At 66.9% G+C, this 24,698-nt stretch carries 23 protein-coding genes, 2 pseudogenes and 1 riboswitch; of the genes and pseudogenes, 6 read left to right on the top strand and 19 right to left on the bottom strand.

The window, feature by feature from the left end:
• Window positions 1-14: 14 nt before the first annotated feature.
• Complete coding sequence (gene btuB, locus HU825_RS10670) at window positions 15-1,877, bottom strand: TonB-dependent vitamin B12 receptor (RefSeq protein WP_234301999.1); 1,863 nt, start codon at window positions 1,875-1,877, stop codon at window positions 15-17.
• Between the two features lie 117 nt (window positions 1,878-1,994).
• Window positions 1,995-2,208: riboswitch (cobalamin riboswitch) on the bottom strand.
• A 150-nt stretch (window positions 2,209-2,358) separates the two neighbouring features.
• Here btuB and HU825_RS10665 point away from each other — a divergent pair.
• Entirely contained in the window at window positions 2,359-3,162 is an 804-nt protein-coding gene (locus tag HU825_RS10665) for a metallophosphoesterase family protein (RefSeq protein ID WP_054093750.1), read from the top strand.
• A gap of 6 nt (window positions 3,163-3,168) precedes the next feature.
• Here the strand turns inward: HU825_RS10665 and HU825_RS10660 are convergent, their stop codons facing one another.
• From HU825_RS10660 to HU825_RS18770, 12 genes are all read right to left on the bottom strand, one after another.
• Entirely contained in the window at window positions 3,169-3,684 is a 516-nt protein-coding gene (locus HU825_RS10660; protein WP_043296011.1) for a C40 family peptidase, read from the bottom strand.
• Between the two features lie 79 nt (window positions 3,685-3,763).
• Entirely contained in the window at window positions 3,764-4,390 is a 627-nt protein-coding gene (locus HU825_RS10655) for a C40 family peptidase (protein WP_043296382.1), read from the bottom strand.
• Window positions 4,391-4,614: 224 nt separating this feature from the next.
• Window positions 4,615-4,911 carry a cyd operon YbgE family protein gene (locus tag HU825_RS10650; protein WP_008568189.1) on the bottom strand — a complete coding sequence of 99 codons (297 nt, stop codon included), beginning with the start codon at window positions 4,909-4,911 and terminating at the stop codon, window positions 4,615-4,617.
• Window positions 4,908-5,012, bottom strand: a complete 105-nt coding sequence (gene cydX, locus HU825_RS10645) for a cytochrome bd-I oxidase subunit CydX (protein ID WP_003292563.1) — start codon at window positions 5,010-5,012, stop codon at window positions 4,908-4,910. Before cydX ends, HU825_RS10650 begins: the two co-directional genes overlap by 4 nt.
• 47 nt (window positions 5,013-5,059) lie before the next feature.
• Window positions 5,060-6,202, bottom strand: a complete 1,143-nt coding sequence (cydB, locus tag HU825_RS10640; protein WP_234301998.1) for a cytochrome d ubiquinol oxidase subunit II — start codon at window positions 6,200-6,202, stop codon at window positions 5,060-5,062.
• Between the two features lie 10 nt (window positions 6,203-6,212).
• Window positions 6,213-7,796: a cytochrome ubiquinol oxidase subunit I gene (locus HU825_RS10635; protein WP_234301997.1), complete on the bottom strand. Its 1,584-nt coding sequence runs from the start codon at window positions 7,794-7,796 to the stop codon at window positions 6,213-6,215.
• Complete coding sequence (cydP, locus tag HU825_RS10630) at window positions 7,793-7,972, bottom strand: cytochrome oxidase putative small subunit CydP (RefSeq protein ID WP_003286939.1); 180 nt, start codon at window positions 7,970-7,972, stop codon at window positions 7,793-7,795. The genes HU825_RS10635 and cydP overlap by 4 nt, the downstream gene beginning before the upstream one ends.
• Window positions 7,973-8,267: 295 nt before the next feature.
• Window positions 8,268-8,822: a putative natural product biosynthesis protein gene (locus HU825_RS10625; RefSeq protein WP_234301996.1), complete on the bottom strand. Its 555-nt coding sequence runs from the start codon at window positions 8,820-8,822 to the stop codon at window positions 8,268-8,270.
• 106 nt (window positions 8,823-8,928) lie between these two features.
• Complete coding sequence (locus HU825_RS10620; RefSeq protein ID WP_234301995.1) at window positions 8,929-9,294, bottom strand: DUF2946 domain-containing protein; 366 nt, start codon at window positions 9,292-9,294, stop codon at window positions 8,929-8,931.
• Window positions 9,295-9,352: 58 nt separating this feature from the next.
• Window positions 9,353-10,024, bottom strand: coding sequence for a DNA-3-methyladenine glycosylase I (locus HU825_RS10615; protein WP_138299436.1), 672 nt, complete (start codon window positions 10,022-10,024; stop codon window positions 9,353-9,355).
• Window positions 10,025-10,238: 214 nt separating this feature from the next.
• On the bottom strand, window positions 10,239-11,330 hold the full coding sequence (locus HU825_RS10610; RefSeq protein ID WP_234301994.1) for a 3-deoxy-7-phosphoheptulonate synthase: 1,092 nt from the start codon (window positions 11,328-11,330) through the stop codon (window positions 10,239-10,241).
• Window positions 11,331-11,596: 266 nt separating this feature from the next.
• Window positions 11,597-11,725 carry a hypothetical protein gene (locus HU825_RS18770; RefSeq protein ID WP_256203191.1) on the bottom strand — a complete coding sequence of 43 codons (129 nt, stop codon included), beginning with the start codon at window positions 11,723-11,725 and terminating at the stop codon, window positions 11,597-11,599.
• A 128-nt stretch (window positions 11,726-11,853) separates the two neighbouring features.
• On the opposite strand from HU825_RS18770, the gene HU825_RS10605 reads away from it, so the two are divergent.
• From HU825_RS10605 to HU825_RS10590, 4 genes are all read left to right on the top strand, one after another.
• Entirely contained in the window at window positions 11,854-12,408 is a 555-nt protein-coding gene (locus HU825_RS10605) for a COG3904 family protein (RefSeq protein ID WP_003286945.1), read from the top strand.
• A 170-nt stretch (window positions 12,409-12,578) separates the two neighbouring features.
• Complete coding sequence (locus tag HU825_RS10600) at window positions 12,579-13,001, top strand: VOC family protein (protein WP_003286946.1); 423 nt, start codon at window positions 12,579-12,581, stop codon at window positions 12,999-13,001.
• 116 nt (window positions 13,002-13,117) lie between these two features.
• Window positions 13,118-14,083, top strand: coding sequence for a ribonuclease Z (locus HU825_RS10595; RefSeq protein ID WP_102827373.1), 966 nt, complete (start codon window positions 13,118-13,120; stop codon window positions 14,081-14,083).
• Window positions 14,084-14,197: 114 nt separating this feature from the next.
• Window positions 14,198-14,677: a VOC family protein gene (locus tag HU825_RS10590; protein ID WP_003286949.1), complete on the top strand. Its 480-nt coding sequence runs from the start codon at window positions 14,198-14,200 to the stop codon at window positions 14,675-14,677.
• A 17-nt stretch (window positions 14,678-14,694) separates the two neighbouring features.
• Here the strand turns inward: HU825_RS10590 and HU825_RS10585 are convergent, their stop codons facing one another.
• Window positions 14,695-15,084 carry a GFA family protein gene (locus tag HU825_RS10585; protein WP_003286950.1) on the bottom strand — a complete coding sequence of 130 codons (390 nt, stop codon included), beginning with the start codon at window positions 15,082-15,084 and terminating at the stop codon, window positions 14,695-14,697.
• A gap of 147 nt (window positions 15,085-15,231) precedes the next feature.
• On the opposite strand from HU825_RS10585, the gene HU825_RS10580 reads away from it, so the two are divergent.
• On the top strand, window positions 15,232-15,816 hold the full coding sequence (locus HU825_RS10580; RefSeq protein WP_003286951.1) for a nitroreductase family protein: 585 nt from the start codon (window positions 15,232-15,234) through the stop codon (window positions 15,814-15,816).
• Between the two features lie 16 nt (window positions 15,817-15,832).
• On the opposite strand, the gene rarD is transcribed toward HU825_RS10580, so the two are convergent.
• From rarD to HU825_RS18890, 5 genes and pseudogenes are all read right to left on the bottom strand, one after another.
• Complete coding sequence (gene rarD / locus HU825_RS10575) at window positions 15,833-16,735, bottom strand: EamA family transporter RarD (RefSeq protein WP_043295998.1); 903 nt, start codon at window positions 16,733-16,735, stop codon at window positions 15,833-15,835.
• A gap of 39 nt (window positions 16,736-16,774) precedes the next feature.
• A complete protein-coding gene (hrpA, locus tag HU825_RS10570; protein WP_234301993.1) occupies window positions 16,775-20,890 on the bottom strand; it encodes an ATP-dependent RNA helicase HrpA in 4,116 nt (1,371 codons plus the stop codon).
• Window positions 20,891-21,018: 128 nt separating this feature from the next.
• The gene (locus tag HU825_RS10565; protein WP_234301992.1) at window positions 21,019-22,629 is read right to left on the bottom strand and encodes a M28 family metallopeptidase; all 1,611 of its coding nucleotides are present in this window, start codon (window positions 22,627-22,629) and stop codon (window positions 21,019-21,021) included.
• Window positions 22,630-22,941: 312 nt separating this feature from the next.
• Window positions 22,942-23,538 (bottom strand): annotated as a pseudogene (locus HU825_RS18895) (methyl-accepting chemotaxis protein); the annotation flags it as partial.
• Between the two features lie 309 nt (window positions 23,539-23,847).
• Window positions 23,848-24,555: pseudogene (locus tag HU825_RS18890) on the bottom strand (cache domain-containing protein); the annotation flags it as partial.
• Window positions 24,556-24,698 lie beyond the last annotated feature (143 nt).

Raw genomic sequence — 24,698 nt, 5'->3', positions numbered from 1 at the left:
CCTCGGGTGGGGGTTCAGATCGCCTGGTAGCGGACGGTGAAGTACACCGCGCGGCCGGGCTGTTCGTAGGTCTGGGTGGTTTCGTAGTCGCGGTCGAACAGGTTCGCCAGCTTGACCTGCAGGCGCCAGGCATCGTCGATGCGGTACTCGCTGCGCAGGTCCATCAGGGCGTAGCCGGGCATGCGCGTGTCCTCGGCGTTGCCGGCCTTGTCGAAGCGCTCGCTGGACGCATACAGCGAGGCGCCCAGGCCGATGGCGCCGAACTGGCGATCCACGTCGAGATTGAACTGGCGCTTGGCGCGGCGCTGCAGCAGGTGGCCGTGATTGGCCTTGCTGCGGTCCTGCGGGTCCATGACGGTCAGGTTGGCGGCTACGTCCCAGCCGGCCAGCACTGTGGCGACGCTGGTCTCGATGCCGCGGATGCGCGCCACGTCGACGTTCTCCGGGCGCATGGGGCTGGTGCCGGCCCAGACGATCAGATCGTCGATCTGGTTTTCGTAGGCGTTGACGCTCCACTCGCCCCAGCCATGACTGCCGCGGATGCCCAGCTCGTAGCTTTGCGACTCCTCCGGCTTGACGTCCGGGTTGCCGGCGGTGAAGGCGCTGGCCGGGTAGTACAGATCGTTGAAGGTCGGCGCGCGGTAGGCAGTGCCGTAGGCGGCAGTCAGCGTCAGCGCCTCGCTCAGCTCGAAGCTGTAGCCGAGGCTGCCGGTATCGTGGGAGCCGAAGAACTCGTCCTTGTCGCGGCGCAGGCCCGCCTGCACACCATGACGGCCGAAGGCAGCCTGATACTGCACGAAGTAGCCGCGGTTGTAGCGGCTGTCCCGGGCGTAGTCGTCGCTGCTGTCGATGCGGTCCTGCTGGTAGTCCATGCCGAGGCTCAGCACCTGCGCCTCGCCGACATGGAAATCGTTCTGCCAGCTGAGACTGTCGCGGCGGGTGTCGAAGCGCGAGTAGAAGGCGCCATCCTGAAAGTTGTCGCTCAGGTCCTCGCTGTGACCGGCCTGCAGGGTGACGTCCCAGAAGGCCAGCGGCGCGAACCGCGCGCGGCCGCTGAGCGCCTGCAGGGAGCCGTCGCTGTAGGCATCGCGACCGCTGGTGCCGCGCGTCGACCGGGTATCGAAGTCGCCGTGGTTCTCGCTCTGCAGCCAGCTGCCGTCGAGTTCCAGGCCATTGTCGAAGCGATAACCGGCGCGCAGCTGTGCGGACAATTCGCGGTAGCCGTCGGCGTCCGGCTCGTAGGCATTCGGTGCGCTGGGCCGATAGGCCCGCGCGTTGATGCCGTCGGTGGATTCGCCGGCCACGCCGAGGTTGAACCAGCCGTTGCCCTGACCGCCGGATAGCCCGGCCGAGCCACTGTAGCTCGAACGCGAACCGGCACCCGCCGAGAAGTACGGTTTGAGACCGGCGTCGCCGCCGCGACGGGTGAAGATCTGGATCACCCCGCCCATCGCCTCCGAGCCGTACAGGCTGGATCGCGGTCCGCGGACGATCTCGATGCGCTCGATCTGCTCGACCGGGATGCTTTGCAGCGCGGCACTGCCAGACGTCGCCGAGCCGACGCGGATACCGTCGATCAGCACCAGCACGTGCTTGTCGCTGGTGCCACGAATGGACACCGAAGTGCTCTTGCCACGGCCGCCATTGCTGGTGACGCTGACGCCGGCCAGGCGCTGCAGCAGCTCCGGCACGCTGCCGGCCTGCTGACGCTCGATCTGCTCGCGGGTGATGACGCTGCTCGCAGCGATGGCAACCGGCGAAGCGCCGGTCCGGCTGGCGGTGATCACCTGCTGGCCGAGCAACAGGGCGCCCTCGTGGGCCAGAGCAACGGAAGGCACGCCCAGCAGGACGGCCGCCAGGGAAAGGGAGTTGCGCATTGGATCAGGGTTCTCCGTCGTGCCCACCCGCACGACCAAAAGTCGCTGGAGACAGACGGCAGAACCCGCAGGAAGGGGGCACCCGAAGGTACGCACCCGCTCAGCGCCCGCCGCACTGTCAGTGAAATGCGACAGGCCGGTCTCCGGGCTTGCGAGCGGATGCCTGGCATCCCGAAACCGCGCCTTCCCGTGCGTGAGCACAGTGGCCGTTGCGGTTTCTCGACTCGCCTACCGTTGCGGGGGCAGCGCCGGAATCGTCATTGCGACTGGACCGGCTTCCCTGTTTCACCTCCTGACCAAGTCAGGGGGCACCTGAAGCGACGCGCAGGTTAGTCCAAGGCCGGAAGGGACGCAATCGCGAACATGTCGCAGTCAGCGGCAAACTCCGCTTGCAGTTTGGACGCACCGGCCCGGAACGGCGGACGGCGAACGGCTTCGAATGCCACAATGCCCCCTTCGCCAGGACCGACGACAGCGCCCCATGACCAGCATCGTGCAGATCTCCGACACCCACTTCGGCACCGAACAGCCCGCGGTAGTCGAGGCCCTCGAACAGCATGTCCGCGAGCATCGCGCCGATCTGCTGGTGTTCTCCGGCGACATCACCCAGCGCGCACGCCGCGCCCAGTTCGCCGCGGCGCAGGCCATGGTGCGGCGGCTGGAGGCCGATGGCGTGGGCCGCAGCCTGGTGATTCCGGGCAATCACGACATCCCGCTGTACAACCTCGCGGCGCGCCTGTTCAGCCCCTACGGCAATTACCGCCGCTACTTCGGCGAGCAGCTGGAGCCGGTGTTCGAGAACGAGCGGATGCTGGTAATCGGGCTGAACACCACTCATCCGCGGCGGCACAAGGACGGTCGCGTCACCCCGCGTCAGGTGGACGCCGTGGCGCGACGGCTGGCCGCCAGCGACCCGGCCAAGCTGCGCATCGTGGTGGCGCATCAGCCGTTCGGCGCGATGGTGGAGAGCGATCTGCGCAATCTGCAGCACGGCGCCACACCCGCGCTGCAATGCTGGGCCGAACACGGGCTGGATCTGGTAATGGGCGGGCACATCCACCTGCCCTACGTGCTACCGCTGTCGCGGCAGTATCCGGACCTGGCCCGGGAAATCTGGATGGTGCAGGCCGGCACCACGCTGTCGACGCGCCTGCGCGGCACCTCGCCGAACTCGCTGAACCGGCTGAAGCTGCAGTCGGGAGCCGAGAAAGGGGTCTGCGTCGAACGCTGGGATTTTTCCGACGGGCGCTTCGTACCCGCTTCGCACTTCACCCTTGGCTGGTGAGCCCTGTCACGGATTGCGCGCCAGTCGCTCATCCTCGAGAACGCGCTTGGCACCGAGATACGTCTTGGCCCAGTAGCGATTGCCCAGGCTGTCGAGGCGGACCGTACCGCCGGACGACGGCGCATGGACGAAGCGCCCTTCGCCGACGTAGATAGCGGCATGGCTGACGCGGCGCCCGCCATCGGTGGCGAAGAACAGCAGATCGCCGGCCTGCAGCGCGTCACGCCCTACATTGGCCGAGCGCATGCGGCTCATCTCCACGGTGGTTCGCGGCAGCGCCACGCCCGCCGCGCCACGGTAGACGTAGCCGATCAGGCCGCTGCAATCGAAGCCGCTATCGGGTGTGTTGCCGCCGTAGCGATAAGGCGTACCCACCAACCCGAGTGCACTGAACAGCACATCCTCGGCCATCGGCGAGGCAGCTTGGGACGGCGCGGTGATTTCGGGAGTGGGCGTACGACCGGCGCAGGCAGTCAGCAGCGCGGTCAGGACAAGCAGTGAGAGGCGAGCCGGAAAGGGCATGGCAGAGCGATCCTGGCGGTCGAAGTGTCACTCTGCCGGCACGCGGGGCGTTGCGCAACCCCGCGGCAAGGTCGGTCGATCAGTTATGTGCGGTGGTGTGTTCCGCCGGCGCGAGTGCCAATACCCGTTTGGCCTCCATGTAGCTGGCCCGCCAGTACTTGTCGTCCAGGCTGTCGACCCGCACGCCGCCGCTGCGGCTGCTGGAGGAATGGATGAAGCGGTCGTCGCCGATGTAGATGCCCGCGTGGGTGACGCGGCCGCGGCCCCGGTTGTTGAAGAACACCACGTCGCCCGGCTCCAGCTCGCTGCGCTTGACCACTGGCGCGTCGAGGTTGATCAGTTCGCGAGTCGAACGCGGCAGCTCGAGTCCGGCTTCCTTGCGGAACAGGAAACCGACGAAGCCGCTGCAATCGAAGCCGGTCTTCGCCGAATTGCCGCCATAACGATACGGCGTGCCAACCAGGGTGAAACCGCGCTCGAGGATGCTGTCGGCCAGTTGCGGCAGCTGGTAGGCGGTGTCGTCGGAGAATTCGCGCAGCTCCTGCTCGCCCGCTTCGGCGGTGTCGAAGTCGATGGCAGTCTGATCGAAAACCTGGCCGCTCGGGGCAGAGGTGTACGCGGTGTCCGGCTGGGTCTGCTGACCGGCGCAGGCCGTCAGCAGGGCGATGAGTGCGAGGGGCACGAGGGGTGCGAAGCGTTTGCGCATGGGCACGACCGTGTCGGGGAAATTGAAAGTGCCGGCGACTATGCCTTCAATCACCTCGATGCGCAAATTCAATTGACCGAAATGTGACGAATCCGCTGCGGCAAAACGTCTGACCGCCCCTCGCCGAGAGACCGGCCGCCCGCCGTTGGAAAACGCGCCGTTTTCCGCCGTTGCAAGCGCCGCGGATGCATGGCAGCGGAGCTTTGCAAGCCCGTATCCGAGGCTCAGCCCAGAGCGGGCGCCAGCAGAATGGAATACCCCAGCGCCAGCAACGGCCAGCCGACCAGCGGCCCCAGCAGCCAGCGCCACAGCCACAGGCGCGGCACGAAACCGACCCCATGCACGAAACCGGCGCTGACGCCCCACATCACCAGCATCAGCTGCGGATGGCTATAACCGCCCTGCCCGTCCAGCATCGCGGCCGGGTGAATCAACAGCACCAGCGCCAGCGGCGCGGCCAGCAGCAGCGACAGCGTGCGACTGGCCGTCCCGTAAAGCCGTCCGGCGCCTACGTTGGTCACGGTTCGGCGTCCAGGTCCTGCGTGGCTTCCAGCCAGAGCGCATTGATGATGCCGAAGCTGCACGCCAGCAGCACACCGAGAATCCAGGTGAAGTACCACATCGTCATTCTCCCAGGCGAAGCGGGCGCGACGGCCCGCTCGCGCATGTTCAGTACAGGCCGTGAGGGTTCGCTTCGATCGTCTTCTGATTGATCCGGCCCCACATGCGGATATAGCTCCACAGCGTGTAGCAAAGGATCAGCGGCACGAAGATGCAGGCCACGACAAACATGATGCCCAGCGTCTTGCGGCTCGACACGGCGTCCCACATGGTCAGGCTCGATGCCGGATCCAGGCTCGACGGAAAGACGAAGGGAAACAGCGCGAAGCCCGCGGTGCAGATGGCTCCGACGATCATCAGGCTGGTGCCGAGGAAGCTCAGCCCGCCACTGTTGCGGCTCGCACCGAACAGCGCCAGCAGCGCCCCGAGGATGCCGGCCAGCGGCGCGATCAGCGTGATCGGATAGCGACCGTAGTTGCCCAGCCAGCCGGCATTGTCCTGCGCCACCTGCTTGTGCAGCAGCGGATTGAGCGCCGCGCCGGGATCGGTGATCGACACCTGGGTGAAGCCCTGGATGCCCAGCGCCAGCCAAACTCCGGCGGCGACGAAGCCGAGCAGGAACACCAGCGCGCACAGGCGCGTCGCCTGGCGCGAACGCTCGCCCAGCGCGCCATCGGTGCGCAGCATCAGCCAGGCCCCGCCATGCGCGCAAAGCATGCTCAGACTGACGATGCCGCACAGCAGCGCGAAGGGATTGAGTAGCGCGAAGAACGAGCCGTGGTAGCTGGAGCGCATCAGCTCGTCGAGCTGGAACGGCAGGCCGAGGAACAGGTTGCCGAACGCCACACCGAACACCAGCGCCGGCACCGCGCCGCCGACGAACAGCGCCCAGTCCCAGGCACTGCGCCAGCGTGGATCCTCGACCTTGCTGCGGTAGTCGAAGCCCACCGGCCGGCAGAACAGTGCGAACAGCACCAGCAGCATCGCCCAGTACAACCCGGAGAATGCCACCGCATAGACCATCGGCCAGGCGGCGAATAGCGCGCCGCCGGCGGTGATGAACCACACCTGGTTGCCATCCCAGTGCGGCGCGATGGTGTTGATCGCCGCGCGCCGCTCGTGGTCGGTCTTGCCGACGAAGGGCATCAGCGCCATGGCGCCCATATCGAAGCCATCGGTGAGAGCGAAGCCGATCAGCAGCACGCCGATCAGCACCCACCAGACCAGCTTGAGTACTTCGTAATCGAACATGGTGGTTTCCTCAGGCGTGCGACGGGACGTGAGCCGCTGCGGCCGCGCCCTGCTCAAAGTGATAACGGCCGGTGTGCAGGCTGCTCGGGCCGAGCCGCGCGAAGCGGATCATCAGGAACATCTCCACCACCAGCAGCAGGCTGTAGAACGCTACCAGCGCGATCAGCGAACCCCAGATATCCCCCGCCGCCAGCGTCGAGGTGGACAGGTGGGTCGGCAGTACTTCGGCGATCGACCAGGGCTGACGGCCATGCTCGGCGACGTACCAGCCGGTCTGCGCCGCGATCCACGGCAGCGGCAGGCTGAACAGCGCGAATTTCAGCAGCCACGGCTTGCGCTCGGCGTTGCGCTTGATCGATGCCCAGCTTGCCAGGGCGAACAGCAGCAGCATCAGGAAGCCCGAGGCGACCATCACGCGGAACGTCCAGAACAGGCTGAACACATCGGGAATGGTGTCCAGTGCGGCCAGCCTGATCTGCTCGTCGCTGGCATCCACCACGTCGGGCGTGTACTTCTTCAGCAGCAGGCCGTAGCCCAGATCGTCCTTGACCGCGTCGAAGGCGGCCTTGGCCTGCTCCGAGGTGTCGCCGCCGCGCAGCACCTGCAGCCGCGCGTAGGCGAGCATGCCGTTGCGGATGCGCAGTTCATGCTCGGCGATCAGGTCCTTGATGCCCTTGACCTGCTCGTCCACCGAGCGGGTGGCGATCAGCCCCAGCACGTAGGGAATCTTCACCGCGTAGTCGGTGCGCTGCGCCTCTTGGTCCGGCAGGCCGAAGAGGGTGAAGCCCGCCGGCGCCGGATGGGTTTCCCATTCGGCCTCGATGGCCGCGAGCTTGGTCTTCTGCACATCGCCGATCTCGTAGCCGGACTCGTCGCCGAGGATGATCACCGAGATCGTCGACGCCAGGCCGAACACCGCGGCGATGGCGAACGAGCGGCGGGCGAAGCCGAGGTCACGCTTCTTCAGCAGGTAGAAGGAGGAGATTGCCAGCACAAAGATCGCCCCGGTGACATAGCCGGCCGATACGGTATGGACGAACTTGACCTGCGCCACCGGGTTGAACAGCAGCGCGCCGAAGTCCACCAGCTCCATGCGCATGGTTTGGAAGTTAAATTCCGAGCCGACCGGGTTCTGCATCCAGCCGTTGGCGATCAGAATCCACAGCGCCGAGAGGTTCGAGCCCAGCGCCACCAGCCAGGTCACGGCGAGGTGCTGCACCTTGGTGAGCCGATCCCAGCCGAAGAAGAACAGGCCGATGAAGGTGGATTCGAGGAAGAACGCCATCAGCCCTTCGATGGCCAGCGGCGCGCCGAAGATGTCACCGACATAGTGGCTGTAGTAGGCCCAGTTGGTGCCGAACTGAAACTCCATGGTCAGCCCGGTGGTGACGCCCAGGGCGAAGTTGATGCCGAACAGCTTGCCCCAGAACTTGACCATGTCCTGGTAGACCTGCTTGCCGGTCATCACATAGACCGACTCCATGATCGCCAGCAGGAACGCCAGCCCCAGGGTCAGCGGCACGAAGAGAAAGTGATACATCGCCGTCATGGCGAATTGCAGGCGTGACAGATCTACAACGCTTTCCGAGATCATCTCGGCCCTCCCTCGGGATTGGCATCCCGCTTATCAAGCAAATGCTCGGCGACCCGCGCCGAACCGTTCTCGGGAATGCTGGGAGCATCGAACCAGATGTTTTTTATGCTTATGAGGATCGCGATCTTGACCAGCAGCACCAGCACGATGTCTCGCCGTAGCGATGACTTGAACATGCATTCCTCCCTGCTTATGCGCCGACTGTCTCGATGACGGCGGGCAGCGGCATAGCCGCAAACCCTGCACCATGCGAGACGGAAGAAGTGTCCCGCTCCGCCGGAGCGCTCACAACTGCGACGGCTTGCCTCAGCCTCCGGGCGTTGCGGCGCCTTGGCGCTTGCCGTCTCGCTTGTTCAGCGTAGCCCTTGGCGTGCAACGCGCAGCGCTGTTGGCAAGCCCGGCGGGCGAGGATTCCCCGACGAGCCTCGGATTCAGCGCCGCACGGACGGCCAGCGCGGCGGACTGTCGCGCTCACGGCACCCGCAACCAGCGGCGAAAACCGTTGCCGGCGGTGCTCGAAAGCGGGCTCCAGGCGAAATCCCAAGGTGTCGGCGGCAGCTCTTCCAGCTCGGCCGGCAGAATGCGGGCGCTGCGCTGCACGCGGGGCTTCCAGTCGAACACCCTGTCGGCGCTGCCCTGCCAGCCCAGCACGATGCCCAGCGCGGCGCTGTCATCGGTCCCGGCCCAGCGCGCCGCCGCGGCCAGCATCATCGCCTCGATATCCTCGGCGTCGATCTGCTCGCGGTAACGCGAGGTCAGCAGCCAGCGGCAGGCGCTCAGATGGAAGGTCCAGTCGAGCGCGAGCTGGCAGCGATAGGCCCAGGTCATGAAGTCGCGAAAGAGTGTCAGGCCGTCCGGTGGGTCGAGCTTGAGCAGCCGCGGGCAGACATCGAACAGGGCGTGCCAGTACGGCAGCAGCTTGGCGTCCAGGTGCACGAAGTTGCGTGCATTGCTGGGATAGTCCGGGAACGGCAGCCAGGGGCTGGCGCGATTCTCAGTGCGGGTGAAGCGTTCCATCACGGTCATGCTGAATGGTCCTGAGCTGAGGTGCCGCCAGCTCGCGCCGGCAGAGGCCCACCCCGCAGCGCACAGAAGGCTGCAGCCGGGTGGTTCAGTGGTCAGTCAGGACGATTCAGGGCGCGCGAGGGTTGAGCGTGGGCCAGTGATGCCGCGGTCCGAGACGCTCGGCGCGCCGCAGCGCAATGCTGAGCGGCGTGCGCCGACCGGGCCAGATCAGTCCGAACAGCGCAACGAGCGCGACGAATAATGAGCTGCACAGCGGGCAATCGAACGGCAGTGCCAGGGCGGCGACGGGATCGCCGGCAAGGTCGCCCGGCGCGAAGTCACCATCGTCGCTGAGGCAGAACAGCCCCTGCCCCATCGCCAGCTCGAAACCGACGTGCGAGGCATGCTGCAGGCTGCAGCCGAAGCCGTTGAACAGCAGGCTGACCAGCAGCAGACAGCCGATCAACTGGCGGGAATTCTTGACGATGGTCATGTTTCGACTTTAGCACCGCAGCCCGCCGGCCCGGCTGCGCCAAACCGTCGCAACAGCCTCAGTGATTGACGGTGTACGCCAGCATTGCCGAGAGATGGCACAGCGGCCGGCCGCTTTCGGCCTGCCACTGGTTGAAGGCCGCCTGCATCGCGGCCTGGTCGCGCTGGCTGCTGGGTACCTTGTCGATGACGCCCTGCGCCTTGAGCGCGGCCACCACATCGGTACTCGGCACGAAGGTGTCCTTGCCGGCCATGCGCAACAGACGCGGCGCGGAAACCCCGCCGAGCTGGCTGCCGTGCCGCGCCAGGTAGCGCCACAGACCGACGATGTTGCTGCCCGGCCAGTCGGCAAGCAGGTTGCCGAAACTGCCCTTCTCCTTCGCCACGTCGAGGACGAACTGGGCATTGCGCGGCACGCTCTTGAGCTTGCCCAGATGACGAATCAGCTGGGTGTTCTGCATCAACCGCTCGATGTGCTCGCCGCCCATCAGCACCACCTTGTGCGGATCGAAGCCGAAGAACGCCTGCTCGAAAGCGGGCCACTTGGCGTCCACCAGGCTGTGCTTGAGCCCCGCGCGGAAGATGCGCAGCGCGATCAGCGACAGGTAGCGGTCATCGGCTAGCGCACGTAACGCCTCGGCACTGCTCGGTTGCGGCAGGCGCGCTTCCAGCGCCGCCGCCGAACCGAAGCGGTTGAGGCAGTATTCGTGCAGCCATTTGTAGTCATGCATGGATGGGCCTTTCGGTTGCGCAAGCGACGGCAAAGGGTGCCGAGGATGGCGAGCGGCTGCAAGCTGGAGCATCTAGCTCCGAGGCGAACAATGCGTGGCGCGCTTGCCCGCCGACGTAGCATCCGCTGCGCCAGAGTGGTAGATGGCTGCGGCCATCCACCCTACGACCGATAGCCACTGCGCAGGGTGGAAAGCACGCGACGCCCGCCAGCCCTCAGCTGTGCAGCCGCCTGGCAGCCTCGCGCAACAGCTGCTCGGTACCGCTCCAGCCGAGGCAGCCATCGGTGATCGAGACACCGTAGCGCAGCTCGCCGGCAAGCGGCTGGCAGCCGTCGAACAGATGGCTCTCCAGCATCACCCCACGCAGGCTGGTATCGCCGGCCAGGCACTGGCTCAGCACGCTGTCGAGCACCGCCGGCTGACGCAGCGGATCTTTGCCGCTGTTGGCGTGGCTGCAGTCGACCAGAATGCGCGGCACGATGCCCTGCTTTTGCAGTGCGCGGCGAGCTGCGCCGACACTGTCCGCGTCGTAGTTGGGCGCACCGTGACCGCCGCGCAGCACCAGATGGGTGTCCGGATTGCCGCGCGTCTGCAGCAGCGCCGGATGACCGAGATCGTCGATGCCGAAGTGCTGATGCGGATGTTCCGCTGAACGCATGGCGTCACAGGCGATGCCCAGGCTACCATCGGTGCCGTTCTTGAAGCCCACCGGCAGATCCAGACCGCTGACCAGCTCGCGGTGGATCTGCGACTCGCTGGTGCGCGCACCGATGGCGGCCCAGCCCAGCAGGTCGTCGAAGTAGCTGGCGGCCAGCGGTTGCAGCAGTTCGCTGGCGATCGGCAGGCCGCAGGCCAGGATGTCCAGCATCAGCCGGCGCGACAGCCGCAGGCCTTCGGCCATGTCGCCGCTACCATCCAGATGCGGATCGTAGACCAGCCCTTTCCAGCCGACCGTGGTGCGCGGCTTTTCCACGTAGGTGCGCATGACCAGCAGCAACTGGTCGTCGAGCTCGCGTGCCAGCTCGGCCAGGCGTTCGGCGTATTCCAGTGCCGCGACCGGATCGTGCAGCGAGCAGGGGCCGACCACCACCAGCAGGCGCGGGTCACGGCCATCGAGGACCGCGCGGATGGCGTTGCGATCGGTGTGGATACGGGCGGCGAGCGTATCGCTCAGCGGCAGGCGCTGGCGCAGTACGGCCGGACTGGGCAACGGCTGGGCGCTGCGACGGGGAGGGAGTGGATCGGCCGCGGATTTGCAAAGGGCGAGTGGCAGGGCGGCGTTCTGGGCAGTGGCGGATGCATTCATGATCGGGCGATTCCTTCTGCCGGCGCGGCAAGGCCGCGACGGCGCTAGTCGTGTGTTCGTTCGAGTGGTGTCAGGCAGGCGTCGAAGCGGCTAAATCGCCAGTCGTAGCGGTAATAACGATCGGTGCGGTAGTAAGTGGTCATGCTGCATTCCTCGTGACGTTGGGCCGTTGGCGGCCGGAAAAACAAAACCCCCGGTCGGGTGGCCGACCGGGGGTTCGAAAACTGTCTGGTGGCGACCCTGCTTGCTAGGGCGCCTGTGGGGTATCAGGCGCGCCCGTGGCTAAACCAGTACCCAAAGTAATAACCGGCAGCGACGACCAGCCGGGCACGCAGCACCGCGACGCGAGCGGCGGCGGTATGAGCGAGGGCGGAACGGTCGAGGCTGAACGGCATGCTGATCTCCAGAAGTGTCCGAACCATACTCCAGCGCCGCGGCAGGTTTCAACCTGCGTGTTGCGGTAGGCGAAACCGCGCGTGATCGGTATCTTCGCCACCTCCGTCACGCCAGGAACGCCCGTCACATGCTCCGTCCCGCCCTGCTCTACGCCTTCGCCCTGTATGCCGGCTGCGTTTCGGCGCAGGTGGAGGTCATGCCCGTGGAGCATCAGACCCAGGGCAAGATCCTCGTCGCGCGCGTCACCGAGCAGGTCGCTCCCGGCGACTATCAGGCGCTGCTGCGTGGTATCGCTGCACACCCCGGCAAGTACGCGCGCAAGCTGCTGATCCTCGACAACATCGGCGGCAGCACGCCCGAGGCGATGCGCATGGGCTACCTGCTGCGCGAAACCGGCTTCGACGCGCTGGTGCCGCCCGATGCGATCTGCCAGGGCAGTTGCATCTACCTGCTGGCCGCGGGCCGGCAGCGCACCGTGCGTGGCCACGTCGCGCTGCAGCGGCCCTATCTACCCAGCGGCGAATCGGCGCTGGCGGTCGGCCAGCTGCCGCGCCGCACGCCGCAGAACTACCTGCGCGACATGGGCGTCGACCCGCTGCTGGCGCTCGACATACAACTGCTCAACCCCGGGCAGCTACGCATGCTCAAACCACACGATCTGGCGCGCTACCGCCTCAAGTGATCCGTCGTCTCCAGCCGAAAACCCCGCCAGGCTGCCGCTGCGCAGGGCCAGCGTTCGACCGGTGATCGGAGCCGGCGGCAATCGCCGCAGGTCCGTCTAGGCTTTTTCCAGTCCCACGAACGAGCCCGCGCGAACCGGCTCCTCCGAACGATTGCGCCAAGGAGCGTGACATGAAACTTTCCACCTACCTCACCTTCGACGGTCAGGCCCGCGAAGCCTTCACTTTCTACCAGCAGGTGCTGGGCGGCACGCTGGAGATGATGACCTTCGCCCAGGCACCCGAAGCCGAGCACTTTCCCGCCGAGCATCGCGAACGGATCATGCACGTCTGTCTGACGCTCGATGACTACCGGCTGATGGCGTCCGACACCATGCCCGGCATGGACTGCGGCAGCGGCACGTACGAGGGCATCAAGGGCTGCTCGATCAGCCTGCATCCCGACAGCGTGGCCGAGGGCGAGCGCCTGTTCGCTGGGCTGTCTGCCGGCGGCCAGGTCGTCATGCCGATGGAAAAGACCTTCTGGGCCGAACGCTTCGGCATGTTCACCGATCGCTTCGGCGTGTCCTGGATGGTCAACTGCGAACACCCCTGAGGCCGACATGCCGGTGAGACTTGCGTCACCGGCGCAGGCGCATAGACTGCGCGTCGCGATGACCCCTGTCCGTCGCCGGCCTCCGGCCGCCCCGTGAATCGAGGAGCGCACGCGCTGTGGATCTGGTCTTTCTCGGCACCTCCTCCGGCACGCCCACCCGGGCGCGCAACGTCACCGGCCTGGCCCTGCAGGAGGACGCCGGCAAGGCCTGGTACCTGATCGACTGCGGCGAAGGCACGCAGCACCGCCTGCTGCGCATGCCGCTGTCGCTGCACGACCTGCGCGCGATCTTCATCACCCATGTCCATGGCGACCATTGCTACGGCCTGCCCGGCCTGCTCGCCAGCGCCGGCATGATGGGCCGCCGGCATCCGCTGGAGATCATCGCCCCGGCGGGTATCGCCGACTGGCTGCAGGCGACGCTGCGCATGAGCCACGCCTGGCTGGGCTATGAGCTGGCCTTCCATGCCGTCGAAAGCCTCGGCGAGTGGCGCAGCCTGAACATGCGCGTCGCGGCAACCGCGCTGTCCCATCGCGTGCCCTGCTACGGCTACAGCTTCACCGAGGCGCGCCCGGACCCGCGCTTGAACATCGAGCGGCTGGAGCGCGACGGCGTTCCGCGCGGCCCGCTCTGGGGGCAGCTGGCACGCGGCTTCGACCTCGAACATGAAGGTCGAACGCTGCGCAGTGAGGACTACCTGAGCTTCACCCGCGCGCCGCGGCGCGTCGTCATTGGCGGCGACAACGACCGTCCGCCGCTGCTTGCCGAGGCCTGCCGCGGCGCTCAGGTGCTGGTGCACGAAGCGACGTATAGCCAGACGCTGGTCGAAACCAGCGGCAATACCTTCGGCCACAGCAGCGCCGCTCAGGTAGCGGCCTTCGCGCAGCAGGCCGAGGTGCCGAACCTGGTGCTGACGCACTTCAGCGCGCGCTACCAGCCCGGCTCGCAGCGCGGACATTCCATCGAGGAGATCCGCCAGGAAGCGGCCACGGCGTATCACGGCCAGCTGTTTCTGGCGCGGGACTTCCTGCGGCTGCGCCTGGGCAAGGACGGCGTCCTGCACGAGGTGGAGCCGACCTGACCGGTACCGAATCCGGTGGCTCGTTCATCGGGTTCATGCTCGCCGTCGCACTCTGCGCTCGATGTCGGTCTAGGCTGTGGCGAGGCATCGATAACGCCTTCCCGGAGAACCCGCATGAGCAGCAAGAACCGGATCTGCCTGTGGTACGACGGCGCCGCGCTGGAGGCGGCGACCTTCTATGCCAGGACGTTTCCCGACAGCGCTGTCGGCACCGTCTATCGCGCGCCGGCGGACTATCCGGCGGGCAAACAGGGCGATGTGCTGACAGTCGAGTTCACGGTGATGGGCATTCCCTGCCTGGGCCTGAACGGCGGGCCGGCGTTCCCGCACAGCGAGGCGTTCTCGTTCCAGGTGGCCACCGACGACCAGGCCGAAACGGATCGCCTGTGGAACGCCATCGTCGGCAATGGCGGTCAGGAAAGCGAGTGCGGCTGGTGCAAGGACCGCTGGGGACTGTCGTGGCAGATCACACCGCGCGCGCTGACGGCCGCCATCGCCCATCCGGATGGCGCGGCGGCGCGGCGCGCATTCGAGGCGATGATGACGATGCGGAAGATCGACATCGCAGCCATCGAGGCCGCGCTGGCCGGTTGACCGACACGACCACCGCGCTATTCCTCTCGCCCGTTCCCGTCGCGATCACGTGTGTAGCGATGCGCGAGCGGGAACGTCGGCAGCCAGGCTTCGCGGCGCAGCGTCCAGCTTTCGTAGGTGGGCGTCAGCTGGTCGGGCGCATCCAGTGCGCCAAGGCTTACTTCGATCTCGTCCGCGCTGTGGGCGAACACCGACGAGCCGCAACGCGGGCAGAAGTGCCGCCCGGCGTACTCATGCGTCTCGCCCGTGATGCTCACCGCCGCCTGCGGAAAGATCGCCGCGGCGTAGAACAGCGCGCCGTGGTGCTTGCGGCAATCGAGACAATGGCACAGGCCGACCCGATAGGGCCGCCCGGAGGCCACGATGCGCACGCTGCCGCACAGGCAGCCGCCGGTGAATCGATCCATGCCGCGCTCCTGCAATCGAGTAGGTCAGCCATGAACGCTAGCACTCGCCGGGCGGATTGCGCGCCGAGCCGACCATCGAGCCGTGGTGCTGGCACCGGACGGGTTTCGCCGGTTAAATCGGTTCTCCACCCTTCGCCAGGAGCATCCATGAGCAACGCACGCCAGGCCCAGCACCCCATCGCCTCGTCCTTCACCGCGCGCTGGTCGCCGCGCGCCTTCGACGGCCAGCCACTGAGCGAAGCGCGGATGCGCTCGCTGTTCGAGGCGGCCCGCTGGGCGCCCTCGGCCTACAACTTCCAGCCGTGGCGTTTCTGCTACGCGCTCGCCGGCACGCCGCACTTCGAGGATTTCGTCGCCCTGCTGGTGCCGGCCAATCAGGCCTGGGCGCGGCATGCCGGCGCACTGGTGGCGGTGCTGTCGCAAAGCACCCGCACGGCTGCCGACGGCGCGGAACAGCCCTTCCCCAGCCATGCCTTCGATACCGGCGCGGCCTGGATGAGCCTCGCCATGCAGGCCTACGACATGGGGCTGGCCACCCACGCGATGGGCGGGTTCGATGCCGAACGCGCGCGACGCTATCTCCGGCTACCGGCGAATGTGGCGATCCACGCCTTCGTCGCCATCGGCCAGCGCGGCGACGCCAGCGCCCTGCCCGAGGCGCTGCAGGCCCGCGAGCAGGCCAGCGACCGCAACCCGCAGGCGGGCTGGGTGTTCGAGGGACCGATGGCCTGAGCGCGCAGCGTCGGGATCAGGCGGCGCGCTTGCCCATCTTGCGCAGCGCCCGCAGCCCTTCCAGCACCAACACCGCGATGGCCAGCCAGATCGCGCCGTAAGTCAGCCATTGCTGCGGCGCGATGCTTTCGCCGAGCAACAGCGACACCACCACCAGCAACACCGGCTCGACGTAGCTGAGCAGGCCGAACAGGGCAAGATTCAGGCGCTTGCCGGCGATGATCATCAGCGCCAGCGCCACCGCGCTGAGCGCACCTAGACCGAAGATCAGTACCAGCAGGCGCGGGCTCGCGGCCACCTGGCGCAGCGTCTCGCCATCGGCCAGGGCGAACGCGGCGGCGACCGGCAGGCTGATGACGAGGTCCAGCCACAGACCGCCGAGGTTGGCGGTACCGATCCAGCGGCGCAGGGCGAAGTAGCCGGGATAGCCGAGCGCGACCACTAGCACCGGCCAGGACAACGACGACGCCCGCAGCAGTTCGTTGCCGACGCCAACGGCCGCCAGCAGGCAGGCCAACCGTTGCAGCCGACTGATCGCCTCGCCGAACAGCAGTCGCCCGGTGAGCACCAGGGCCAGCGGCAGCAGGAAATAGCCGAGTGAAACATCCAGCCCGTGGCCGTTGATCGGCGCCCACATGAACAGCCACAGCTGCACGCCGACCAGCGCCGAGGACAGCGGCAAGCCCAGCCACAGCCGCGGCTCGGCGGGCAGCCGCGCCAGAATCGCACGCACCTCGCTCAGGCGCCCGAAACCGAGCAGCAGCAACGCCAGACACGGCGCGGTCAGCAGGATGCGCCAGCCATACACCTGCTGGCCATCCAGCGGCTGCAGCAACGTGGTGTAGTAGTAGAGCGTGGCGAACAGTGCCGATGCACCGAGCGAACTGAGCACGCCGGGCAGGCTGTTGTGAGTGTGCATGAGCCTCCCGGCATCTGCGTGGAACGGTCGCCCCGGCGATCAGGGCTCGACCTGGCTCCACTGCTTGTTTAGGCGCTTGTCCGATACCGGCATCCGGGTTCCCAACTGCTGGGCCCACAGCGAGACGCGGTACTCCTCCAGCATCCAGCGGTACTGGCTCAGCTGCGGGTCGCGCTTGCCCTCCTGCTGGTGCTTGTGCAGCCGCGCCTGGTACTGCTCCCAGTAGCCGCCCAGCTCGCCGGACCAGACGCGATCACGCTGCAGCTGCGCGCCGATCTTCTCGAAGCGTTGCTCGATGGCCTTGAGATAGCGCGGGTATTCCTTCAGCCACTCGGCCGGCGTTTCGCGGACGAAGCCCGGATAGACCAGGTTGCCCAGCTGCGCCTTGATGTCGTTGAGCGCCACCGCCTGGGCCAGATCGATCTTGCCCTTGAAGCGCTTCTGCAGGCCGTGCCAGTGCTTGAGGATTTCCAGCGTCAGGCGCGCCAGCCGTTCGGCATGCGCGGTCCAGTCGCCGCGCTTGCGCTCGGCCAGCGACGCCAGTGCGGCGCCGTCACGCGGCAGCGCGACCTCGCCATCGAGAATGCAGCTGTCCAGGCTGGCCAGCAGGATGTCCTCGACCAGTGCATCGACCTTGCCCATGTCACGGTAGAGCAGGCCGAGCTCAGTAAGGCCCGGCAACTTGTTGCGCAGGTACTTGGCCGGTTCCGCCAGCTGTTGCAGCAACAGGCGCTGCAGGGCGCGGCGGTGCTGCCATTCCGCCTCGGCCTGGGTCGGGAAGCGCGCCTCCTTGACCACCCCAGCCTCTTCCACCAGCGCCGGGTAGACGGTCATCGACAAGCCCGCCATCTTCGCCTGGGCCTTTTCCGCGACCTGGGCAAAACCCTTGGCCTCGACCGGCTTCTGTTCGGCCTTCTGCTGCGGCGGCGCCAGGGCGGCCTGGCTGGCCTCGGCGAAGCGCGCCGTCAGCTCGGCCAGGTCGCGGCCTTCGCCGAGGAACTTGCCGCGGGCATCGACCACCTCGATGTTCATCTTCAGGTGGTTTTCCAGCCCGGCGGCGGCCTCGGCCCAGGCCTCGTCCGGCACGCGGGCGCCGGTCATGCGCGTCAGTTCGCGCCCCAGCGCCTCGGGCAGCGAGCCTTCGCCGAAAGCGATCTTGGAAAGCGCCGCGCCGACGAAGTCCGGCACCGGCACGAAGTTCTTGCGGATCGCCTTGGGCAGGCCGCGCACCAGCGCGACCGCCTTGGCCTCGATCAACCCGGGCACCAGCCAGTCGAGCCGTTCGCGCCGCAGTTGCGGCAACAGCGGCGCCGGCACGCGCAGGGTTACGCCGTCGCGCGGGTGGTTGGGTTCGAAGTGGTATTCCAGCGGCAACTGCAGCTCGCCGATGCGCAGGTGGTCCGGGTACTGCGCGGCGGTGACCTCGCTGGCTTCGCGGGCGAGCACGTCCTCCTCGCGCATGACCAGCAGCTGCGGGTTCTTCTGGCTCTCGCGCTTATACCAGTTCTCGAAGCTGGCGGTCTGGTAGATGTCCGCTGGCAGGCGCGCATCGTAGTAGCCGAACAGGGTTTCCTCGTCGGCGAGGATGTCGCGACGCCGCGCCTTGGCCTCCAGCTCGTCCATGCGCTCGAGCAGTTCGCGGTTGGCCGCCAGCGCGCGGGCACGGCTGTTGATCTCGCCGCGCACCAGGCCTTCGCGGATGAACAGCTCGCGCGCCGCGGGCGGGTCGATGGGCCCGTAGTGCACCGGGCGGCGGCCGACCACGATCAGCCCGTAGAGCGTCACCTGCTCGTAGGCCACCACCTGGCCGCGCTTCTTCTCCCAGTGCGGCTCGAAGTGGTTTTTCTTGATCAGGTGCCCGGCCAGCGGCTCGATCCAGTCCGGTTCGATCTTCGCCACCATGCGCGCGAACAGCTTGGTGGTTTCCACCAGCTCGGCGGCCATTACCCACTGCGGCTTCTTGCGGCCGATGCTGCTTCCCGGATGTATCCAGAAGCGCCGCTGGCGCGCGCCGAGATAATCGCCGTCCTCGGTCTTGTGACCGATCTGGCTGAGTAGGCCGGCGAGGATCGCCTGGTGCACGGCGGCGTAGCTCTTGGCCTTCTGCGCGGCCTCGCTGGCTTCGGCCTGCTGGCGGAGGATGACGTTGACCTTGGTGTCCTTGGTGGGCGCGGGTTGGGAGGCGGAATCGGCCGGACGCGTGGAAGAGGCTGCGCCGTCTTCCACCCTACGATGCTTGCCGACGTGGCCGTCCGGGGCATCGGTTTTGCCCTTGGCGTAGGGTGGATGGCCGGAGCCATCCACCGCCTTACCCGCGCCGAGCTTGAGCTCGCGAGCGATCAGCAGCAATTGCCGGTGCGCATCGCGCCACTCGCGCAGGCGCAGGTAGTTGAGGAAGTGCTTGCGGCACCAGCTGCGCAGCGCGTTGGCGCCCAGCGCCTGGCGCTGCTCCTCGAAGCCGCGCCAGAGGTTGATCAGCGCGGCGAAGTCCGAGTCCGGGTCCTTCCATTGTGCGTGGGCCTGATCCGCCGCCTGCTGGCGGTCGGCCGGGCGCTCGCGCACGTCCTGCACCGAGAGTGCGCTGGCGACGATCAGCACTTCGCTCAGGCTGCCGAGCCGCGCGGCCTCCAGCAGCATGCGGCCAAGGCGCGGATCGATGGGCAGGCGCGCCAGCTGGCGGCCCAATGGCGTCAGCTGGTTCTCGCGGTTGACCGCCGAGAGCTCCTGCAGCAGGTTGAAGCCGTCGCTGATGGCCTTGCCGTCCGGCGGCTCGATGAAGGGGAAATCCTGAATATCGCCGAGGCGCAGGTGCAGCATCTGCAGGATCACCGCGGCGAGGTTGGTGCGCAGGATTTCCGGATCGGTGAACGCCGGGCGGGAGAGAAAATCCTCCTCGCTGTACAGGCGGATGCAGATGCCCGGCTCGACCCGGCCGCAGCGGCCCTTGCGCTGATTGGCACTGGCCTGCGACACCGCCTCGATGGGCAGGCGCTGGACCTTGGCACGGTAGCTGTAGCGGCTGATGCGCGCGGTGCCCGAGTCGATCACGTAGCGGATGCCCGGCACGGTCAGCGAGGTTTCCGCGACGTTGGTGGCCAGCACGATCTTGCGGCCGGCTGCCGGACGGAAGATCTTCTGCTGCTCGGCCGGCGTCAGGCGCGCATACAGCGGCAGCACCTCGGTCAGGCGCAGGTTGGCCTTGCGCAGCATCTCGGCAGCATCGCGAATCTCGCGCTCGCCGGGGAGGAACACCAGCACGTCGCCCGGGCGCTGGCCGACGCTTTTCTCGTGAGCGGCGATCTCGTCCAGCGCCGCGAGGATGCCCTGATCGACGGTCAGATCGTCCTCGACCCGGTTGCCGTCCTCGTCGGCCTCGGCGGCCAGCGGGCGGTACCAGGTCTCCACCGGGTAGGTACGCCCGGACACCTCGATGATCGGCGCATCATTGAAGTGCTTACTGAAGCGCTGCAGATCGATGGTCGCCGAGGTAATGATCACCTTCAGGTCCGGCCGGCGTGGCAGCAGCGTTTTCAGGAAGCCGAGCAGGAAATCGATATTCAGCGAGCGCTCGTGGGCCTCGTCGACGATGATCGTGTCGTACTTTTCCAGGAAGCGGTCGTGCTGGGTCTCGGCCAGCAGGATGCCGTCGGTCATCAGCTTGATCAGCGTGCGCTCGGTGCTCTGATCCTCGAAGCGCACCTGATAGCCCACCAGTTCGCCCAGCGGCGCGCCTAGCTCCTCCGCCACCCGCGTCGCCACGCTGCGCGCGGCCAGCCGGCGCGGCTGGGTATGGCCGATCAGCCCATTCACGCCACGGCCGATCTCCAGGCAGATCTTCGGCAACTGGGTGGTCTTGCCCGAACCGGTTTCACCGGCGATCACCAGCACCTGGTGCTTTTCCAGCGCGGCCTTGATCTCGTCGCGCTTGGCGGCAATCGGCAGGGCGTCGTCGTAGCGGATCGCCGGTACGCTCTGCCGACGCGCCTCGACCTTGGCCACCGAGGCCCGGAAGCGCTCCAGCCACTGGGCGAACTTGCCTTCATCGGGCTTCTTGCGCAGCTCGTGCAGCTGCCGGCGCAAGCGATGGCGGTCGGCGCTGAAGGTCTGGTCGAGGTTGTTGAACAGGGTATCGAAGGCGGGCGTTGCGTCGGTCATGGACAGCCGTGGGGCAATTCGTGAAGGGCGCGATTGTCGCAGATTTCGCACGGTGCCGAACGACGAGCCGACAGCCCTTCAATCGCACCGCGCCGGCGAACCGGCGCGATGGTCAGACGCTCAGACGATCAGCGCAGCCAGAGACCCCAGCGGGATTTCTCCTGTACCTTCTGCGCACGCAGGGTCGTGGCACCCTGGGCGGCGCTGGCCGCGGCGGCAATCTCGTCATCGATGGCCTTGGTCGACAGCGACAGCCAGCTGGTGGCGAAGGCCAGCGCATCGCCGTGCAGCTCGAGGGCTTCGCTGGAGATGTTGGCGAGGTTGTCGCACTCGTTGTGATAGCACGGGTCGAACGCCTGTCCTGCCGCACCGCCATAGCGCTGCGCCTGGGCCTCGCTCTTCACGTCCTCGGCGCCGGTGAACAGCCCGCCAAAGGCGATGCCATCCTCGAAGAACTGCGCATAGTCGGAACGGAAGTCGATTTCCGTGCCTTCGGAGGGCTGGTTGCGCAGATCGAAGTACGCACGCAGCAGTCGCTCGATGGCTGCCGAGCCGGGCGGGCCCTGCAGGCCGAAGTCCGAACCGTCGCCGTCATAGATGAAGTTGGCGAAGTTCGGCGAGCCGATCATGTCGGCGTTGAGGTAGGCCTTGATGCGCCGCTTTTCCTCGTCCGGCAACTGCGTGACGTAATGGGTCGAACCGACCAGACCGGATTCCTCCGCGCCCCACCAGGCGAAGCGCACCTTGTTCAACGGATGGGCCTTGCTCATCAGCAGCGCCATCTCCAGCAATGCAGCGCTGCCGGAACCGTTGTCGTTGATGCCGGGGCCTTCGGCCACCGAGTCCAGGTGCGCGCCGACCATCACCACGTTGTCCGGATTGCCGCGACGCGTCTCGGCCAGGACGTTGTAGGTTTCGGTCTGCTCGCGGATCACGTCGACCGTCATGCTCAATTGCAAGCCGGCGGTCTGCGCCCAGGCCGCACCGTTGTCGTAGGTGGCGAACAGCACCGGAATGCCGCCAGCGTAATCCGCACCGAGGGTGGCGCCCATCAGGCCCTTGCGGTCCTCGGTATCGCCCTGGTTGAAGATCACCACGCCGGATGCTCCCGCCGCGGCGGCCAACGTGGCCTTCTGGCCGAACGCGCAGGTGCCGCGCTGGATCAAGGCAATGGCGCCAGCGGGGAAGCCGGCGAAGTCTTCTGCCTCGCAACCGCTGGTGGAGGTGTTGCCGGCACCGAGCGCGACGTCCACCGCTACCACCTGGGCGGTGACGGTGCCGGGATCGCTCTGCTCCAGGTAGGTGAAGTCTTCCTCCCAGACGTAGTTCTGCTGCTGCGGCGCCAGCGCATTGAGCACGCCGGGGCCGGTCGGGTAGAAGGCGAGGAAGGGAAAGGCCTGTACTCGCACCCGGTAGCCGGCGCGCTCCAGCTTGCTGCGCACGTAATCCACCGAGGCTTGGTAGCCCGTCAGGCCGGAAGCGCGGTTGCCGTCGTTGAGGCTGGCGATGTCCTGCAGGCTTTGCAGGTGCTTGAGTACGTTGCCGGCCTGCAGACAGCGCGGCAGACCGAGCGGTGTGCCGACCATCAACGGCGAGCGGCAGACCGAGGCATCCGGTTTGCCGGGACTCCAGAAATCATCGAAACGTTGGGTCTCGACCGGTGGTGCGGCGAAAGCCGCGCCGGTAAAGGCCATTGCGAGAGAAGCGACTACCCGTAGTGCGTTGTTGTTCTTGTGCATGGGTGACTCATCCTTGCGACGTGATTGATGGGCAGGCCGCTTAAGGCTTACACCACCACTCCCCGGTATCGGGGACGCGGCCATAGGGAGCTAGACCCGGGGGCTCGCCGCGGCGTTCTTGCGGGGGCGCCAGGCGGTCATGCCGTCGGTCGGGTCAGTGGAACTCCGCGGCAACGCGACGGCGCGGCGTACGGGCGCGCACAGCTCACGCACCGGCCTGGTTGGGCTGGAAGTAACGGCGGGGAGGTTTTCGGGAGGGAGTCGCAGGCAAGCCAAACGCAACGGCGGCATTGCGCCGCCGTTGCGTCACGATCAGACGCGGAACTGGCCGACCAGTTTCTGCAGGCGCTCGGCCACACCGCCGAGATCACGCGAGGTCTGCGCGCCTTGCGCGGCGTCGCTCGCCACGGTGTCCACGGCATCGGCGATGTGATGCACGCTGCGGTTGATCTCTTCGGCCACGGCGGTCTGTTCTTCGGCTGCCGCGGCGATCTGCGCATTCATCGAGTTGATGGTGCCAATCAACGCCGCGATGGCATCCAGCGATTCGCCGGCCTGGTTCGCCTGCTGCTGAGTGCTGTCGCCCTTCTCGCCGGCGCGCAGCATGGCGGTCACGGTGTGGCTGGTGGCGCTTTGCAGGCGATCGATCATGCCCTGGATCTCACCGGTGCTCTGCTGCGTGCGGCTGGCCAGCGCGCGCACCTCATCGGCGACCACGGCGAAGCCACGCCCGGCCTCGCCCGCCCGCGCCGCCTCGATGGCCGCGTTGAGCGCCAGTAGGTTGGTCTGCTCGGCGATGGCACGGATCACGTCGAGCACGCCGACGATGCCTTTCACATCCTGCTGCAGCCCTTCGAGCGACTCGCCGCTGCCGCGCAGCTCGACCACCAGCTCATGAATCTGGCGGATGCTCTGGTCGACCACCTGCTTGGCCGCCTGGCCCTGCTGGTCGGTTTCCTGCGCCGCTTCGGCGGCACGTTGCGCGCTCATGGCTACTTCATGGGCGGCGGCGGACATCTCGTTGATTGCGGTGGCGACCTGGTCGGTTTCGTGACGCTGGCTGGCCATGGCCTGCTCGGAACGCTGCGCCTGGCTGGCCACCGCGCCCACCATGCCGGTCAGCTCGGTGGTGGTACCGGCGACCTGGCGTACCAGCAGATGGATCTTCTCGACGAAGCGGTTGAAGGCGCCAGCCAGTTCGCCGAGCTCGTCCTTGCTGGTCACCGGCAGGCGATGGGTGAGATCGCCCTCGCCCTGCGCCATGTCGTCCAGACGGGCTTTTATCAGCAGCAGCGGCCGCAGTACGGCGTTGCTCATGAACACGGCAAGAATCGCCATCAGTACCAGCAGCGCCGCGGCCGAGCCGAGCATGATGGTCACCAGCACGTCGATGCGCTGCTGGAACTCGGCGCGCGCCTCTTCGACGTCGCGCTCGACGCCGTCGAGGTTGAGCGAGGTGCCGAATGCCAGCTTCCACTTCGGCAGGTACTCGGCATAGCCGACCTTGGGCACCAGGGTGCTGCTGGCGGCCAGCCCGAAGCTGTAATCGACGTAATGGCTGCCGTTCTGCGCCGCCGCTACCAGCTCACGGATGGCATAGACGCCATTCGGGTCGCGGAAGTCGTAGAAGCTCTGGCCGATCTTGTCGCGGGTGTTGCCCTGCAGAACGCGCACGGACTTGTCGTCGTAGCCCCAGAAATAGCCGTCCTTGCCGTACGACAGGCGCTCGAGGATCGCCACCGCCTGGTCGCGCGCCTGCATGTCACCGTCGGCCGAGGCGTCGTAGATCGGCGCCAGCGCATTGCGCGCGAGCTGCACGTAGTTCTGCAGTTCGGCACGGCGGTCACTGATCAGGCTCTGTCGGGTGTGCTCCTCCTGCTGCTCGGCGAGGTTGCGCAGCTCGTACACGGCGATGCCGCTGAGCATGATCGTCAGGAGCAGGATCGGCCCGAGGGCCAGTAGCAGGAGTTTCGCGCGAAGTCGAAGATTCGAAAGCATGGCATCCATCTCTAAAGTACTAGCGACCACCGACCAAAAGGTGACGGCACTTAGGTATTGCAAGAGCTTGT

The sequence above is a fragment of the Pseudomonas phenolilytica genome (assembly GCF_021432765.1).
GTDB lineage: Bacteria > Pseudomonadota > Gammaproteobacteria > Pseudomonadales > Pseudomonadaceae > Stutzerimonas > Stutzerimonas phenolilytica.
Note: the sequence above shows the minus strand (reverse complement) of the source record. Positions and strands in the feature narration are given on the sequence as shown.